Annotated in this window: 16 protein-coding genes; 12 read left to right on the forward strand and 4 right to left on the reverse strand. The window is 31.1% G+C overall.

Annotation, left to right across the window (positions count from 1 at the left end):
• Position 1: 1 nt before the first annotated feature.
• The 4 genes from pulA (KTC92_RS03195) to KTC92_RS03210 all read left to right on the forward strand — a co-directional run bounded on the left by pulA (KTC92_RS03195) (position 2) and on the right by KTC92_RS03210 (position 5,116).
• A complete protein-coding gene (gene pulA, locus KTC92_RS03195) occupies positions 2 to 2,749 on the forward strand; it encodes a type I pullulanase (protein WP_216303451.1) in 2,748 nt (915 codons plus the stop codon).
• Between the two features lie 77 nt (positions 2,750 to 2,826).
• On the forward strand, positions 2,827 to 3,735 hold the full coding sequence (locus KTC92_RS03200) for an alpha/beta hydrolase (RefSeq protein ID WP_216303452.1): 909 nt from the start codon (positions 2,827 to 2,829) through the stop codon (positions 3,733 to 3,735).
• A 14-nt stretch (positions 3,736 to 3,749) separates the two neighbouring features.
• Positions 3,750 to 4,694, forward strand: coding sequence for a TRM11 family methyltransferase (locus KTC92_RS03205; RefSeq protein ID WP_216303453.1), 945 nt, complete (start codon positions 3,750 to 3,752; stop codon positions 4,692 to 4,694).
• A 116-nt stretch (positions 4,695 to 4,810) separates the two neighbouring features.
• A complete protein-coding gene (locus KTC92_RS03210) occupies positions 4,811 to 5,116 on the forward strand; it encodes a hypothetical protein (protein ID WP_165412794.1) in 306 nt (101 codons plus the stop codon).
• 74 nt (positions 5,117 to 5,190) lie between these two features.
• Here the strand turns inward: KTC92_RS03210 and KTC92_RS03215 are convergent, their stop codons facing one another.
• On the reverse strand, positions 5,191 to 5,343 hold the full coding sequence (locus KTC92_RS03215; protein WP_165412795.1) for a lmo0937 family membrane protein: 153 nt from the start codon (positions 5,341 to 5,343) through the stop codon (positions 5,191 to 5,193).
• Between the two features lie 316 nt (positions 5,344 to 5,659).
• Between KTC92_RS03215 and KTC92_RS03220 the strand changes: the two genes are divergently transcribed.
• The 4 genes from KTC92_RS03220 to KTC92_RS03235 all read left to right on the forward strand — a co-directional run bounded on the left by KTC92_RS03220 (position 5,660) and on the right by KTC92_RS03235 (position 8,321).
• Positions 5,660 to 5,800 (forward strand): hypothetical protein, encoded by a 141-nt coding sequence (locus KTC92_RS03220; protein ID WP_165412796.1) that lies wholly within the window; start codon positions 5,660 to 5,662, stop codon positions 5,798 to 5,800.
• Positions 5,801 to 6,109: 309 nt separating this feature from the next.
• Positions 6,110 to 7,066 carry an ROK family protein gene (locus KTC92_RS03225; RefSeq protein ID WP_216303454.1) on the forward strand — a complete coding sequence of 319 codons (957 nt, stop codon included), beginning with the start codon at positions 6,110 to 6,112 and terminating at the stop codon, positions 7,064 to 7,066.
• A 28-nt stretch (positions 7,067 to 7,094) separates the two neighbouring features.
• The gene (locus tag KTC92_RS03230) at positions 7,095 to 7,952 is read left to right on the forward strand and encodes a DegV family protein (protein WP_216303455.1); all 858 of its coding nucleotides are present in this window, start codon (positions 7,095 to 7,097) and stop codon (positions 7,950 to 7,952) included.
• Between the two features lie 54 nt (positions 7,953 to 8,006).
• On the forward strand, positions 8,007 to 8,321 hold the full coding sequence (locus KTC92_RS03235) for a hypothetical protein (protein WP_216303456.1): 315 nt from the start codon (positions 8,007 to 8,009) through the stop codon (positions 8,319 to 8,321).
• 117 nt (positions 8,322 to 8,438) lie between these two features.
• On the opposite strand, the gene KTC92_RS03240 is transcribed toward KTC92_RS03235, so the two are convergent.
• On the reverse strand, positions 8,439 to 8,825 hold the full coding sequence (locus tag KTC92_RS03240; protein WP_216303457.1) for a hypothetical protein: 387 nt from the start codon (positions 8,823 to 8,825) through the stop codon (positions 8,439 to 8,441).
• 201 nt (positions 8,826 to 9,026) lie between these two features.
• Here KTC92_RS03240 and KTC92_RS03245 point away from each other — a divergent pair, with 201 nt between their 5' ends.
• Positions 9,027 to 11,036, forward strand: coding sequence for a YgiQ family radical SAM protein (locus KTC92_RS03245; protein WP_220286560.1), 2,010 nt, complete (start codon positions 9,027 to 9,029; stop codon positions 11,034 to 11,036).
• A gap of 47 nt (positions 11,037 to 11,083) precedes the next feature.
• Here the strand turns inward: KTC92_RS03245 and KTC92_RS03250 are convergent, their stop codons facing one another.
• Positions 11,084 to 11,272, reverse strand: coding sequence for a hypothetical protein (locus KTC92_RS03250; RefSeq protein WP_165412840.1), 189 nt, complete (start codon positions 11,270 to 11,272; stop codon positions 11,084 to 11,086).
• A 287-nt stretch (positions 11,273 to 11,559) separates the two neighbouring features.
• On the opposite strand from KTC92_RS03250, the gene KTC92_RS03255 reads away from it, so the two are divergent.
• Positions 11,560 to 12,039 carry a hypothetical protein gene (locus KTC92_RS03255; RefSeq protein WP_216303459.1) on the forward strand — a complete coding sequence of 160 codons (480 nt, stop codon included), beginning with the start codon at positions 11,560 to 11,562 and terminating at the stop codon, positions 12,037 to 12,039.
• Between the two features lie 67 nt (positions 12,040 to 12,106).
• Here KTC92_RS03255 and KTC92_RS03260 read toward each other — a convergent pair whose 3' ends face one another.
• Positions 12,107 to 12,694 carry a protein kinase gene (locus KTC92_RS03260; protein WP_220286559.1) on the reverse strand — a complete coding sequence of 196 codons (588 nt, stop codon included), beginning with the start codon at positions 12,692 to 12,694 and terminating at the stop codon, positions 12,107 to 12,109.
• A gap of 186 nt (positions 12,695 to 12,880) precedes the next feature.
• Here KTC92_RS03260 and KTC92_RS03265 point away from each other — a divergent pair, with 186 nt between their 5' ends.
• Together KTC92_RS03265 and pulA (KTC92_RS03270) are read left to right on the forward strand one after the other, a co-directional pair.
• Positions 12,881 to 13,879 (forward strand): LacI family DNA-binding transcriptional regulator, encoded by a 999-nt coding sequence (locus KTC92_RS03265; protein ID WP_216303461.1) that lies wholly within the window; start codon positions 12,881 to 12,883, stop codon positions 13,877 to 13,879.
• 278 nt (positions 13,880 to 14,157) lie between these two features.
• Positions 14,158 to 16,050, forward strand: a complete 1,893-nt coding sequence (gene pulA, locus KTC92_RS03270) for a type I pullulanase (RefSeq protein WP_216303462.1) — start codon at positions 14,158 to 14,160, stop codon at positions 16,048 to 16,050.
• Positions 16,051 to 16,084 lie beyond the last annotated feature (34 nt).

Below are 16,084 nucleotides of genomic sequence, written 5' to 3' on the forward strand. Positions count from 1 at the left end.
TATGAACTTTGATATTCAGAGTAACAAGAGTAAGGCATTTAGCATTTTTCTTGCAGCTATTTTAGTTATAACAGAATTGTTTTTTCTGTTCCCAAGCATGGATACTTTTGCTAAAAGCGGTAATATGAAGATAATTGTTCATTATGCTAAAAATCCAAGCAGTGATTTAAAATGGAACATGTGGTTGTTGACTGATGATGAAGAGGGAAGTAAGTTCGATGTCGCTGGCAAGGATGCATTTGGTGAGATATGTGAAGTTAAATTCGATGATAAATTCGATGATAAAGTGGGGTTTATAGTACGCACAGACAAAGGGGAAAAGGACACTGATGAGAATAGATTTATTGAGAAATTCAATGATGGTGCTAGAGAAGTTTGGATTAATGGAGGCGACTCTAAAGTATACTATTCAGTAGCTGAAGCTAAAGTAGGTGCTCCCAAGGTGGTCGTACCTGCTGGAAATAATTTAGATAAGTCAGGTAAATTTATAGCTGCAAAATTAGATGACTTGAATAGCATAAGCATAGAAACAAGCTTAGCATTTAAATTTATCGCACAAAGTACTGAAGGCATTATAGTTAAGGCCGATGGTAAGTCTGTAAAAATAAAAGAAGTAACAAGTAATGAAGTAAAAGATGGTACTACAACAGTTGCGAAGATAGAGCTTAGTGAAAATGTTAAACTAAGTCAAAAACTTACGGTTTCTAAGGAAGGTTTTCCGGAAAAGGACGTAGTGATTGGGGATGTAATGGGAAGTGCTGGTTTTGAAAAAATGTTTTATTATGAAGGAAATGATTTAGGTAATACTTATTCTACCAATAAAACAAGCTTTAGAGTATGGGCACCAACTGCAACCGAGGTAAAGATTGTAACTTATAAAAAATGGGATGATAAAATTGGTAATGAATCTAGCATGAAAAAAAGCGTCAAAGGCACTTGGACCTTTGACTTAAATGGAGATCAAAAGGATATATTTTATACTTATAAGGTCAATATTGCAGGGGTTTGGAACGAGGCTGTAGATCCTTATGCTCGTTCTGTGTCTGTAAATGGAGATAAGGGCGCTGTAATTGACTTAAAGGAAACAACTCCTGAAAAATGGAAGCCAAGTGAAAAACCTAATTTCACAAATCTAAATGATGCAATTATATACGAACTACATGTTAGAGACTTTTCTATAGACCAAAATAGTGGTATGGAAAACAAAGGTAAATTTTTAGCGTTTACTGAAACAGGGACAAAGGGAACAGATGGTACCAAGACGGGTGTTGATTATATAAAAGACCTAGGGGTAACGCATGTGGAGTTTATGCCAATGTTTGATTATGCTAGTGTGGATGAGACTTCAAAAAAGCCACAATTTAACTGGGGTTACAATCCTAAAAATTATAATGCACCTGAAGGAAGTTATTCAACAGATCCATACAATCCTATCACTAGAGTTAAAGAATTGAAACAAGCAGTACAATCTCTTCATGATAACGGATTAAGGGTAACCATGGATGTAGTTTATAATCACATGTACAATAGCTATGATTCTAATTTCAATAAATTAGTACCAGGATATTATTATAGATACGATAAAGATGGTAGCAACACAGATGAAAGTGGGTATGGGAATACCCTTGCTTCAGAAAATGCAATGACAAGAAAGTTTATTGTAGATTCCGTAATGTATTGGGCAAAAGAATATAATATAGATGGATTTAAATTCGATAATATGGGGCTCATTGATATAAATACAATGAATGAAGTTAGAAAAAAATTAAATAATATAGATCCTTCCATTCTCATTATCGGAGAGAGCTCTAATATTGGGACTACTCTTTCAGAAGATAAAGCAGCAATACAGAAAAATGCGAGTAAAATGCCTGGAATATCACATTTCAATGATAAAATGAAAGATGGAATAAAAGGTAGCGTACTTGAATCAAAATCAAAGGGCTTTATTAACGGTAAAACTAATGCGGAGACAGACATTAAAAAAGGAATAGTCGGAGGTATAGATTACTCAAGTGGTATAAAAACTTGGGAAAAAGTTGACCCTGTACAATCTATTACTTATGCTGAATGTCATAATAATAATACATTATGGGATAAACTTATTTTAACAAACCCAAAAGATAATGATGAAGCAAGATTAAAAATGCACAAAATGGCAGAGGCTATAATTCTTACTTCCCAAGGTATTCCATTCTTTCAATCAGGACAGGAATTTTTGAGAACTAAAGGTGGCGATAACAACTCCTATAAGTCTCCTGATAGTGTAAATAAACTTGATTGGACTCGAAAATCAGAAAACATCAACACTGTTAATTATTTCAAAGGTTTAATAGAGTTAAGAAAAGCACATCCGGCCTTCAGAATGTCTTCAGCGGATATGATTAAGAAAAACTTGAATTTTTTAACAGTCCCTGAAAATGTGGTAGCATACGAAATGAACTACAGTGCAAATATGGATACTTGGGCGAATATTGTAGTAGCTTTTAATGCAAATAGAGAAGACACAACCATTAAATTATCTAAGATAGGCACGTGGAATATTGTAGTAGATGGAGAACAAGCAGGTGTTAAAACTATAAAGCAATTTAAAGGTGATTCATTAGTAGTCCCTGCTCTAAGCTCTACTGTAATTTATTTCGAATCAGAATATATTTTTATGACATTAACCTTTTGGATTTATGCTGTATTAATCTTAGCTGGGATTGCTTGCATGATATATGTTTTAAAGGTTAGAAAGAAATCTTAGTATTATAACTTATTGTGTATTTTGAAGGGCCCTTATTATAAAATACAAGGGTCTTTTTTTTAGAGGGGGGTATTGTCATGATAAATATAACATTTTTTATATTAATTTTAATTATTATTACTATTTTTATTATAGGGTGGCATTTTTCTAGTATAATTATATATCCTAGGGTTGCAAAATATAATTATACATACGATTATGAAGTAGAACAAGGTAAAATAGATATAGAAAAATTTAATAATTTGGAAAAACAAGAAGTATACCTAGATTCCCAATATGGTTATAAAATTCATGGTTTCTTCTTTCCAAATAACAATTCAAAAAAAGCTATAATATTGTGTCATGGAATAACTTCGAGTTTGTATGGCTCTGTTAAATATATGGATATGTTTTTAAAAAGAGGTTTTGCTATCTTTATTTATGATCATAGAAATCATGGTCTAAGTGGTGGTAAAAATACCTCATTTGGTTATTATGAAAAGTTTGATTTGAAAAAATGCACTGATTGGCTGTTTAATAAATTAGGAAATGATATCATCGTCGGATTGCATGGCGAGTCCATGGGTGCCGGCATAGTTCTTCAAAATATTGCAATAGATGATAGAATTAAGTTTTGTATAGATGACTGTGGATACTCTGATGCACAAGATTTATTTAAACACATATTAGAAAAATATTACGGTATAAAAAGATTTCCACTCATAAAATTATCAAGTAAAATCAGCAAAATTCGAGTTGGATGGGACTTCAAAGATGTATCACCTATAACTACTTTACCTAATGTGAAAATTCCGATATTGTTTATTCATGGTGAAAAAGATGACTATGTACCTACTTTTATGTGTAACCAAATGTACTCAGTAAAGAAGGGCTACAAAGATATATATATTGCTCCGGGTGCAGGGCATGCCGAGGCGTATTGGAAGAACAAAGATGAATACGAAAAAAAAGTTGATGGATTTTTAAAAGCTATCAATATAATTTAAAAGGATGTGCTTTAATGTTTCAGCTACCACAAAATGAAAAGAAGTATTTATACACAACTAATTATTCGAGTGATGAAGAAAGCCTATGCAAAATGGAAATAAAGTGCCTCTTTAATAAACCCCTTGATGAAAAGCACTTGTTTTCTGATATTTATGTGGATCCATCTAGAAGTCCTTTTATAAAAAAATGCATTTCTATAATGTATACCGGAGAAACAATGAAACAGGTCATTGATCAAATTGTTATGGACAAACTTACCGGCATAAATTATAAAGTTGCTTATATCAATGCTACTGATGAAAATATTGGTTTTCATGAGAGGCGTAGGATTGAATTCGAAATAGGCTTTAAAATACTCGGAGAAGCTGAAATGAAAAATCCCAGAATTATCTTTGGCATAACAAAAGTAGCTAACAACTGGATATTTGGTGAATGTGAGAGCAATGCTTCTGAATGGCTATTGCACAATAAAAAACCTTTTTCTTATTCAAATGCACTAAAGGTGAATGTATGTCGGGCCCTTGTTAATATAGCTGTAGCTAATAATCTAAATTGCAGCGTTGTAGATCCATGTTGTGGCATTGGGACGGTACTAATTGAAGCTATTTCAATGGATATTAATATTAAAGGTTATGAGATAAATCCATACATTGGTGAAAATGCAAAGGCAAACCTCCGGTATTTTGGATATGATGATGTAATAACTATTTGTGATATGAATGATATTGCGAATAAATTTAATGTGGCCATCGTTGATCTTCCTTATGGTATATTCACTCAAATTACGACCGAGGAACAGTTAGCCATTATGAGTAGTACTCGTAGAATAGCGGATAGAATGGTAATAATTACTTTTGATAATATGGAAGAGCAAATTACTTCCGTTGGCTTTCACATAGATGATCGGTGTACGGTGTCTAAAGGGACCTTTAAAAGACACATATTCATATGTAGTTAATATGGTGAATCATCTCCTGCGGAGCTCTGCAATATAGAACTGGGAGACTTTCCTTCTGAAATGTCTTTAAAAGTAATGTTAAATATAAAACTTCAAAAAATAAAGAGGTGTTAGATATGACAAAAAAAAGCAGTAAAAATAATGATCTTTTATATAATTATAAGGGGACGGCTTCTCCCCAAATATATTCTATATTAATTAATTTGATAAATGAGGATAAGGAAGACTTAGCAAAAGTAGTTATAAAAATTGATTATTTACTAGAATATGCAAGTTCTTGCATAAAGCAACTGGACTTTGATGAAGCAAAGGAAGTTCTAGATAAGGCTAAAAGTAGAATAGATATATTAAAAATGGGAGACGTTAATACGAATCACCTAGAATATTTATATGCTGGAATAGCAAAAAAGGCGAAAAAATAATGTTACACAGGATATTTAACAATAGATATCCTGTGTAGCATTATTTTTTCTCATGAATCCAATAGGATATGTCCCTAGGTTCTTCTTTTTCCTGAAAGCATATCCACGATGAATACAATTGCAGCTATTAGAAGTAATATATGGATCATACTGCCACCAACTCTAAATATAAGCCCTAATGCCCAAAAGAATACTACTATTCCGCCTATCCAACGTAAAACTCCCATATAAAACACCACCTTTCACATTTATATTTATTTTTTTAATTTATTTTAATATTATAATTACCTAAATTCAGATGAAATATGCGAAGTGATTTTAACGACATTTCAAAAAGATAGTCTCCCACTTCTACAATAGGGAGTTATATGCCCTAACAAATAGAAAACTTCAGTGAGAGTATAAATCTCCTTCTGAAGCGTCAATGCATCTTCTGCGAAGATGTTGCAGCTTCGCAGGAGATGATTTAACTCCAGTTCTTGTATAAAAATAACGCATAAATATTTTTTTTATGGCAACCATATTATAGAAAGAGGTGGATACATGGCTAATAAACTTAAAACTACTAATAAACAAATGGCATCTTTAGGAATCAGGAAAAATGAAGTAGGTGATTATGAATATATAAATCCGGATGAAAAAAATAATTCAAAATATAAATCTGTTAAAAAAGAGCCCAAGTAATTTAAAATTACTTGGGTTCTTTTTTTAATTTACAAAGTAAAAATACGTATATATGGTATAATTTATTCATATACAAAACCAAACCAATTTTAAAAATATTCACTACTAATCTGTCTGAAACTGTTTAAATTGATATCTTTCTAATCCTTTATGAATATAATGTCAAAGCATATTGGAATAAAAACGATGAAAATTTAATTATTTTTTAGTTTGATGGCGAATACCTTTAAATGAAATTTATGGTTTTAAATTGAATATATATTTATTAAATAAAAGAACTGTAGCAGAGGCTATGAAAGGAAGAAGTATATGTATATAGGTATTGATTTAGGAGGCACTAATATTGCAGTTGGCATCGTTGATGATCAAGGAAACATAAAGTATGAAAAATCATGTGCTACAAGAGTGGGGAGGGACCCCAATGAGATAATAGAGGATATGGTAGTTCTAGTTTTAAACACTTTAGAGGATTTCAATATGCCACTAAAAAGAATAAAGGCGATAGGTATCGGTATTCCGGGCTTAGCTGATAAAAATGGGAATGTAATATTTTGTGTGAATCTTGGATGGAAGAATGTACATTTAAGAGAGATGTTGGGAAATGCACTTAATAAACCAATTTATATAGATAATGATGCTACGGTGGCCGCACTTGCGGAATATGAGAATGGCTCAATGAAGAATTGTAAAAGTAGCTTGATGCTTACATTAGGAACAGGTATTGGTGGGGGAATTATTTTAAATGGTGAAGTATATAGTGGATTTAATGGTATAGGCTCGGAAATTGGACATATGGTTGTTGGTGAAAATTTTTACAATTGCAATTGTGGAAGAAATGGTTGCTTAGAAACCTTCGCTTCATCTACTGCTATAATAAAACATACAATAAAACTAATTGAGGAAATGAATGAAAGCACTATAATAATAGAAAGGGCAGGAGGGAATGTTAACAATATAGATGCAAAAATAATATTTGATTGTGCTAGAGAAGGAGATATAATAGCAAATTTAGCAGTGAATCGCTTAGTGAAATATCTAAGCATAGGAATACTTAATATAGTCAATTTCATTGATCCAGAAATAATAGCATTAGGTGGCGGTGTTGCAGGGGCAGGCCAATATCTTTTGGATAAGGTTATAAATGAAGTTGCAGCGAACAAGTCTTATTCTGAATTACCTATTGCTAAAATTGTTTTAGCAGAACTAGGTAATAAAGCAGGTATAATTGGTGCAGCGATGATTGCAAAACATGGAACTATTGAATAAACAATAAAATAAGAAAGGTGAAATTAAAATGAGTAAGATTGCACTTATTACGGATAGTACTTCTGATGTTGATAAAGAAATGATTGAAAAATACGATCTATTTGTACTTCCTCTAAGAATAATATATAAGGATAGAGAGTACATTGACAGGGTAACTATTACCCCAAAAGAAGTTTATGATAATTTCTTATATGAGATCCCCTCAACTTCATTACCTTCAATGAATGATATGGAAGACTTGTATTTAAAGCTTGAAGCGAAAGGATATACACATGCCATTGCAGTAGTAATATCTGAAGCGTTATCAGGCACATATAATACATTGAGATTGGTAAGTGAAAATCATCCATCTATAGAAACCTGCGTTTTTGATTCTAAATCATTAACTATTGGCGAGGCGGCAATTGTTGAAGAATGTGGTGAAATGATCAGCTGTGGAAAAGGCTTTGAGGAAATTGTAAAAGATCTGCCTGAAATAAGAAATAGAATCACTGTTTACTATGCGGTGGATACACTAAAATATCTAACTAAAGGCGGTAGAATTGGAAAAGTTTCCGGTACCATAGGGGAAATTTTAAACATAAAACCAATAATATCAATTAATAAAGAGGGCGCATATTATACTTATGCAAAGGCAAAAGGAAAAAAGAAAGCTACAAGTAAACTTGTAGATATTGCAAGAGAAGCTCTTGCAATATCTCCTTGTAAAGTTTGGATTATGCACGGTGGCGCTTATGAAGAAGCAAAGATCTTTTCTGACACAATTGCTGGTCTTCAAAATATTACAAGATTATCCTTTGGAGAAATTAGTCCAGTGGCTGGAGTTCATACAGGGCCTGGATTACTTGGACTTGTGATAGTAAAAGAACCCCTCACTAAAAACTAAATAAATATATATAATAAAAATACATTTTAAAACAGAAATTACTAAGGAGTGGTTATGTTGGAAATTCAAGATATAATTTCAGGAGATTTTTCTGCATATCCTGAAGAAACACAAACTTTTATGAAAAAATATACTGAAAAGCTACGAGAAAATATAAAAGAAGAATTAATAAAGGATATATCATATAAGATGCTTAAGGATATAGATAAAAGTAAAGATTATTTCATAAGTGTTTTAACTGATATATTGGACAATGGATATAAGGGCTTTAGTAAATTGTCTACTCAGTCACTTATAGACACATATTTAGAACGTAAAAATGAAGAAGACTTTTTTATTTTGTTAGAAAAAGTTAATGAACAAGTCTAATATTATAATCACTTTTTAAATTTTCTATAAAACAAAAAGTCCATTAAAATCTTAAGGTTTTAATGGATTTTATGGTTTAATATGAAAAGGTTTTTATTTTCAAACAATAACAGCGCTTTAGTACTTAATTGATAATTCTCCACTTAAAATTGTGTCTTTAACTTGGTTCCAAGTAGCCTCAATTAAAAGATTTACTTTTAAGCTTGTTTTATAATTAAATGAAATCTCTTTATCATGTACCACATGATAATTTTCATAAACCACTAAATTTTTTCTAGCTTTATCTTTAATTTTAATTGTCCATTCTCCCGTTTCAGGCTGAAAAATTTTTGCTGTAATCATTAAAGTTGACCAAAACGCGGTGCTTACCCCAGTTTCGTAAAAGCCTTTTCCATCATGAATACTTATTTCAAAAGCTTGTTGAATATTGTCACTGCTACTTGTTGCTGCTTCTTCTGTTAATTCAATATTTTCATTTTTTATATTATTAATTAACTTTTTCATATATTTTCTCCTTTTTATTATTCTCATCGAATGTTAATTTTCTAAGATAAATTCATTATATTTTATTATACGTAAGTATATAAGAAATGTTATTATTAATGTTATTTATTATTTTCAAAGAATTAAATAGTAAAGAATGATATAATTATATTTTAAATTATATATTGAGATTCACGATTAAAGCAAAAGAAGGTGGAAGTAATGAGTGATAATAAATATTTACCTATTAGTAAGAAAGATATTATAGATAGAGGTTGGACTGAATTAGATTTTATTATAGTTACTGGTGATGCTTATGTAGATCATCATAGTTTTGGAACTGCAATCATTTCAAGAGTTCTTGAAAGTGAAGGTTATAAAGTAGGAATAATAGCTCAACCTGATTGGAAAGATATAGAGGATTTTAAAAAATTAGGCAAACCAAGGCTTGGATTCCTAGTTAACTCTGGGAATATGGATTCTATGGTTAATCATTATACAGTAAGTAAAAAAATAAGAGAAAAAGATATGTATTCCCCTGGTGCAAAGATGGGCCTAAGGCCTGACAGAGCAACAATAGTTTATTGTAATAGAATAAGGGAAGCATATAAAAATGTTCCTGTTGTTATTGGAGGAATAGAAGCAAGTTTAAGGCGCTTCGCACATTATGATTATTGGAGTGACAAAGTAAGGAAATCTATGCTAATTGATAGTGGAGCTGACCTGTTAATATATGGTATGGGAGAAAAACAAGTCGTTAAAATTGCAAAAGAATTAAATGAAGGTGTAGATATAAAATTCATTACTCAGGTACCTGGAACATGTTATGTGGTAGATAATATTGAAAATATATGTGACTACATTGAAATAGAATCATATAAAGAGGTCTGCAGAGATAAAAAGAAATATGCACAAGCCTTTAAAATACAATATGATCAGCAAGACCCTATTAGGGGAAATGGTATAATTCAAAAACATTCTAATAAGTATCTTGTGCAAAACAAACCAGAAATGCCCCTTACTAGAGAAGAATTAGATACTGTTTATGGCCTGCCATATGAAAGAAATTATCATCCTATTTATGAAAAGCTCGGTGGAATACCTGCTATAGAGGAAGTTAAATTCAGCTTAGTTAGTTCAAGAGGATGTTTTGGTAGCTGTGCTTTCTGTGCCATAACCTTTCATCAAGGCCGAATTGTGCAAAGTAGAAGTCAAAATTCAATAATAGAAGAAGCAATTCAAATTACAAAACTCAAGGATTTTAAAGGGTATATTCATGATGTAGGAGGGCCTACCGCTAATTTTAGGCGACCTGCATGTGATAAACAATTAAAAGTAGGGGCTTGCATAGATAAGCAGTGTTTGCATCCAAGCCCTTGCAAGAATTTAAATGTTGATCATATGGAGTATTTAAATTTACTACGATCGCTTCGAGAATTGCCGGATATTAAAAAAGTTTTTGTGCGTTCAGGGCTGCGTTATGATTATATTATGGCAGATAAAAATGACACCTTTTTTAATGAACTAATTAAGCATCATGTCAGCGGCCAACTAAAAGTTGCACCAGAGCATGTTTCTCATAAAGTTTTAAAATTCATGGGGAAACCAGCAGGTAAAACTTATGATAAATTCAGGGAAAAATTTTATAAGGCTACTGAAAAAATTGAAAAAAAACAATATCTTATTCCTTATTTAATGTCTAGCCACCCAGGATGTACAATAAGTTCAGCAGTAGAACTAGCAGAATACCTTAGGGATACTAATTACCAACCTGAACAAGTTCAAGATTTCTATCCAACTCCAGGAACACCATCAACAACCATGTTTTATACGGGACTTGATCCAAATACCCTTGAAGAAGTTCATATACCTAAAACTAAAAATGAAAAAGCTATGCAAAGGGCATTGCTTCAATATAAAGATCCTATGAAATATGATTTAGTATTATCAGCTTTAACAGAGGCTAATAGAGAAGATCTCATTGGTTATGAACCTAAGTGTTTAATAAAACCAAGAAGCAAAAAAAATAAGGAACATTTAAATAACACAAATATAAACCCAAAACAACAAAATGGCAAAGATAAAGGGAAAAATATAAAAAGTAAGAGCAAAGATACTCCGATAGATAAAAACTTTAAAAAGAAAAGTAAGCCCCTAAGCACCCAAGACAGAGCAAATTATGGAAGCAGACAAGATAATAAAAATAAGGCAAAGAACAAAAAAAGAAAATAGAACGTTATAATAAATACCTACATCCACGCCGTGGATGTAGGTATTTATTACAATTCTGTTTTAACTATTTTGCTTATACTTTCTTCTTCAACCAGTTCACTTTTACTGAAACCCTTTTTAAAATATCTGATTTGCTTATATTTAATTCCATTCATTTCAAAATCTAAAACATCAATTCTGTCGCCTTTGTAAATAACAGCCTTTTTATTACCTTTTAAAAATATGTGTACTTCCATAGTTTTATTTATTAGCTGCAAAGCAGCTACTCCTTCCTATTTATTTTTGATTTATTAAGGCTTTTGTTTAAGCATTTTCAAAATTATATATTACTATTTAAATTATAATGCCATTATTTATATTTATCAAGGTTAAGAAGCAACAATTTAATAGAAGCTAGGACCTTCCTTCTGAAATGTCGTTAACCATTTAATTATTAATGAATATAATATAAATAAAACTAATGATTCAGATATCTTTTTATTAAAAATTCAATATAGACTTACTTAGAAAAGGAGATAGTACAATGATTTGTAAAGAGTATTTGTTGGATACCAATATAATTATAAAAATGTGGAATAAATATCCTACCTTGCTTGATACTATTGAAAATATGAAATGTATTAATTTTAAAATATCTGAAGATATAGCTGGAGAATTATCAGTGAAAGAGTATGTAAAATTCAATGAAGACTTTATACTCTCTAATAAATTTTTAAAATTATTAGGACATATTATTACTAATAATGGTCATACTTTTATTGAAGAGTGTGTAGGTCGTGATTTTATTAAATATGAGCAGAATAAAAATATATATTTAGTTAATGGAGATAAAATTTCTATAAATGACTATAGTTTAATTGATATTTGCAAGCAGAATGAAGACTACATCCTTGTGACGGATGATAAAAAACTAATTCGAAGCGCAAAAATTATATTAGATTCTTCAAGGGCAATAAACTTTCAAGAATTTCTAGATGAGTTAAGAGAATTAAATGTATTATAATAATACACTAATATAAGAGGCTGCTCCTTTAGTGGATTACAGCCTCTTATACTATTTTGATGTTCACTTATTTAATGGTTTCTTCTAAATACTGTTTGAATTTAAGATTCCACAACTTATAGATTTCAGGATTTTCATCACTAACTGTTGATAAAAATTCATCAACTACACCTAAGTTGTTTAGGCCTTTCATTAGATGTCTGGGGTAAATTACATTTTTAGAATAATTGTTTTTAGGATCGATTACATTAATCGAAAAATCATCCGTTAAGTATAAATCTTTACACCTAATATCTAGTCTTTTAAATTTAAGCTTCTTAAATTCTGCAATAAGTTTGATTATGTTGAGTGATATTTTTTTGTTTATACCATGCTTCTTGATATACTTATCTAACCGCTCTCCGCATGCATAATCTCGTACAATGTAGTAGGCACCATGTTCATAAACTCTAGGGAAGTATTTACTTCTTCTAGTTTTTATGAGAATATTATATTCACCCTCACAAACTTTCTTATCTTTAAAAATTTTAATTACTTTTTTGCCTGGAAGTAAATAAACTATTCCATTATGACCCGAACCTAAAAATTCTGATTTTCTAATCATTTTTTCAACCCTACTATTTAATTGAATATAATAATTTTTGTCCTCATTCATATTAGCATCTTCTTTATAAGAGATATTACTATATTATATGATTAAGTCCTGTAAATATTTCCTGAATAAAGATGAATAATATAGGTATTTCATTAATAAAAATAAACTAAGCTAGCCTTGATTAATATTATGTTTAATAATATAATGAGCATAGAATATTTTTAGAAATTAGGAAGTGAAGTTTTAATGTCTGTAACTATAAAAGAAGTGGCTAAGCTAGCCAATGTATCGCCATCCACAGTTTCAAGAGTAATTGCGGATAATCCGAAAATTAGTGACGCCACAAAAGATAGGGTTTATAAAGCAATGAAGGAAATAAATTATCATCCTAATGCGATAGCTAGAAGTCTGGTCAGCCAAACAACAAAGACTATAGGACTTATTTTACCTAATACTGATGAAGATTTATTTGTTAATCCTTTTTTCATTCAAGTTATGAGAGGCATAAGTCACTATGCTCAAAAAAAAGGATATTATATCATGTATGCTTATAGCAGCAATGAAGATCAAGAGGTTGAATACATATCAAGTTTAATGAATAGTAGAAGGGTTGATGGGATTATTTTACCAACAGTAAGGAAGGATGACAAATGTGTTGCTTATTTAAAAGAAGCAGATTATCCTTTCGTAGTAATAGGTAAACCCGAAAGTACCGAAGGGGTTTTATGGGTTGATAATGATAACATTAACGCCATGTACAATGTTGTTAATACGCTTATACAAAAGGGTGAGAGAAAAATTGCATTTATAGGAGGTTCTCCTATGCTTAATGTAACTATAAATAGATTAGAAGGTTACAAGATGGCTCTTAAAAATATCGGAGTGGAAATAGACGAAAATATGGTACAATTAGGAGAGTTTACAGAAATTAGTGGTTATAATGCTATGAAAAAAATTTTAAATACTTCTACCCCTACAGCTGTTGTCACTACTGATGATTTAATTGCCTTTGGTGCATCCAAAGCTATAAGTGAAATGTCAGAGCGTCATATTTCGATTGTTGGATTTAACAACACGCCACTCGCAGCTTATAGAAAGCCCTCGCTATCTTCAGTGGATATTAATTCTGAAGAATTAGGCTATTTTGCAGTTAAGCTGTTAATAAACAAATTAGAAAACGAAAAAGGGTCAATATACAATTATATTATTGAGACAAAATTAGTTGAAAGGGAATCAACTAAATAACTATAACTTTTTAGGATTATTTTTCATGCGTACTACATATTATGAATAAAGAATCACTTACTCTGTTTTATACCTATGCAAACGCATGTCCTATTTCATAAAATGTCTAACAGCATTTTACAATAAAGTCCGTCATTTTTATATGTGGGTGTTTATTGCCCTAGAAAAAAAGAACTTCAGTTGGAGTATAAATATCCTCCTGACGCCGTTAGTACATTTTAAAAAAGATGTACTGCTCTGCAGGTGATGATTTAATGGATTTTTAAGGAGAGAGATTGATGATGATAAAAATATTAGAAAACCCAGAATTCACATACTATGGGAATGATTTAGGCGCAGTTTATACTATTGAATACACCACATTTAAGGTTTGGGCACCTACTGCTCAAAAACTTGTAGTAATAGTGTATGAAACTCCCGATGATGACTTAGGACAAAAATATGAAATGAACAAGGAAGAAAAAGGAGTTTGGGAATTTAAACTTAAGGGTGATTTTAAAAATAAATACTATAATTATTTAGTATCAGATGGTTCCGAGGAAAAGGAAACACCAGATATATATACTAAAGGATCAAGTGCTAATGGTGAAAAGGGTATGATTATTGATTTTACTTCTTTAAATCCCCCTAATTGGGATAATCATAAAAAACCTTTACCAATTAATAGAACCGAGGCAGTAATATACGAAATTCATGTTAGAGATTTTTCAGTATCACAAGATTCCGGAATGGAAAACAAAGGGAAATACTTAGCGTTTTGTGAAAAAAACACCAAAACTTCAAAGGGTGTTGTTACAGGACTAGACCACCTTAAAGATTTAGGAATAACTCATGTTCATTTGATGCCTGTTTTTGATTTCAAAAGTGTGGATGAAACTAAGGGTGGATATAATTGGGGATATGACCCTTATTTATATAATGTTCCAGAGGGTTCTTACGCTACGAATCCCTATGATGGTACTGTGCGAATTCGCGAGTTTAAGATCATGGTTCAAACTTTGCATGAAAATGGCATCAGCGTAATTATGGATGTTGTATATAACCACACTTTTACAACCGGTAACTCACCAATGGATATCTTGGTGCCTGGCTATTATTATAGAACAGATGGCGAAGGCAACTATACTAATGGTTCAGGCTGTGGAAATGAAACAGCGTCAGAGAAACCAATGATGAGAAAATTTATAGTTGATAGTGTTAAATTCTGGGCACGAGAATACAAGATAGATGGTTTTAGATTTGATTTAATGGCGCTTCATGACATTGATACAATGAAAGAAGTAACGCTACAAGCAAAAATTATTAATCCGAATATTATTATTTATGGTGAACCATGGACAGGGGGAACATCATCATTACCATCTTCTATGCAGCTTAGAAAAGGTAGCCAAAAGGGTATGCAAGTGTCTGTATATAATGATGCTCTAAGAAATGCAATTAAGGGAGATAATGATGGTATCCAATCAGGGTTTGTAAGTGGTAGGGTAGGCCTTGAGGTAGAAATTAAAAAGGGGATTGTTGGTGGCATTCAATATAACAATGAAATATATGATTTCTCGCAAGATCCTGGAGAAACAATAAACTATGTAAGTGCTCACGATAATTTATGCTTATATGATAAATTTGAAAAAAGCAATTCTAATAATACTCCTTTGGAAAGAGAAAAAATGAATAGATTGGCTTTATCTATAGTCCTTACATCTCAAGGAGTGCCTTTTATTCAAGGTGGAACAGAAATACTAAGGACCAAACAAGGAAATCATAATAGCTATAACTCTAGTGATGCTGTGAACGAAATACTATGGAGTAGAAAAGCTGAGTTCCCAGAAACCTATGAATATATTAAAGGGCTAATCTCTTTAAGAAAAAGCCAAAAAGTTATGACCTTAGACAATGCTTGTGAAGTAAGAGAATCCTTGATATTCCTTGATTCGCCTCGCAACTGTGTAGCTTATGAATTAACTTCCCCATTCAAAGATGGTTATAGTAAATTAATTATAATTCATAATGCTAACAAAGAAGAAATAAAAATAATTTTACCAGATAGTAAAGAATGGTCTATTATAGCAAACGAATATGAAGTTGATAAAACAGGGGTAAGTAGAGGCATTAAAACTTGTATTAATGAGGTAAGTGTACCTTCTCTTTCTACCTATATATTATGTAAATAATCATTAAAAAGAAAACCTAAAGGTTGTCTTGTTG

The organism is Clostridium sp. CM027 (genome assembly GCF_024730565.1).
Taxonomy (GTDB): Bacteria; Bacillota; Clostridia; order Clostridiales; family Clostridiaceae; genus Clostridium_AD; species Clostridium_AD estertheticum_B.

What these genes read in the sequence shown, in the direction of transcription:
- pulA (WP_216303451.1), top strand. Translation starts at nt 2, where the DNA reads ATGAACTTTGATATTCAGAGTAACAAGAGTAAGGCATTTAGCATTTTT.
- KTC92_RS03200 (WP_216303452.1), top strand. Translation starts at nt 2,827, where the DNA reads ATGATAAATATAACATTTTTTATATTAATTTTAATTATTATTACTATT.
- KTC92_RS03205 (WP_216303453.1), top strand. Translation starts at nt 3,750, where the DNA reads ATGTTTCAGCTACCACAAAATGAAAAGAAGTATTTATACACAACTAAT.
- KTC92_RS03210 (WP_165412794.1), top strand. Translation starts at nt 4,811, where the DNA reads ATGACAAAAAAAAGCAGTAAAAATAATGATCTTTTATATAATTATAAG.
- KTC92_RS03215 (WP_165412795.1), bottom strand. Translation starts at nt 5,343, where the DNA reads ATGGGAGTTTTACGTTGGATAGGCGGAATAGTAGTATTCTTTTGGGCA.
- KTC92_RS03220 (WP_165412796.1), top strand. Translation starts at nt 5,660, where the DNA reads ATGGCTAATAAACTTAAAACTACTAATAAACAAATGGCATCTTTAGGA.
- KTC92_RS03225 (WP_216303454.1), top strand. Translation starts at nt 6,110, where the DNA reads ATGTATATAGGTATTGATTTAGGAGGCACTAATATTGCAGTTGGCATC.
- KTC92_RS03230 (WP_216303455.1), top strand. Translation starts at nt 7,095, where the DNA reads ATGAGTAAGATTGCACTTATTACGGATAGTACTTCTGATGTTGATAAA.
- KTC92_RS03235 (WP_216303456.1), top strand. Translation starts at nt 8,007, where the DNA reads ATGTTGGAAATTCAAGATATAATTTCAGGAGATTTTTCTGCATATCCT.
- KTC92_RS03240 (WP_216303457.1), bottom strand. Translation starts at nt 8,825, where the DNA reads ATGAAAAAGTTAATTAATAATATAAAAAATGAAAATATTGAATTAACA.
- KTC92_RS03245 (WP_220286560.1), top strand. Translation starts at nt 9,027, where the DNA reads ATGAGTGATAATAAATATTTACCTATTAGTAAGAAAGATATTATAGAT.
- KTC92_RS03250 (WP_165412840.1), bottom strand. Translation starts at nt 11,272, where the DNA reads ATGGAAGTACACATATTTTTAAAAGGTAATAAAAAGGCTGTTATTTAC.
- KTC92_RS03255 (WP_216303459.1), top strand. Translation starts at nt 11,560, where the DNA reads ATGATTTGTAAAGAGTATTTGTTGGATACCAATATAATTATAAAAATG.
- KTC92_RS03260 (WP_220286559.1), bottom strand. Translation starts at nt 12,694, where the DNA reads ATGAATGAGGACAAAAATTATTATATTCAATTAAATAGTAGGGTTGAA.
- KTC92_RS03265 (WP_216303461.1), top strand. Translation starts at nt 12,881, where the DNA reads ATGTCTGTAACTATAAAAGAAGTGGCTAAGCTAGCCAATGTATCGCCA.
- pulA (WP_216303462.1), top strand. Translation starts at nt 14,158, where the DNA reads ATGATGATAAAAATATTAGAAAACCCAGAATTCACATACTATGGGAAT.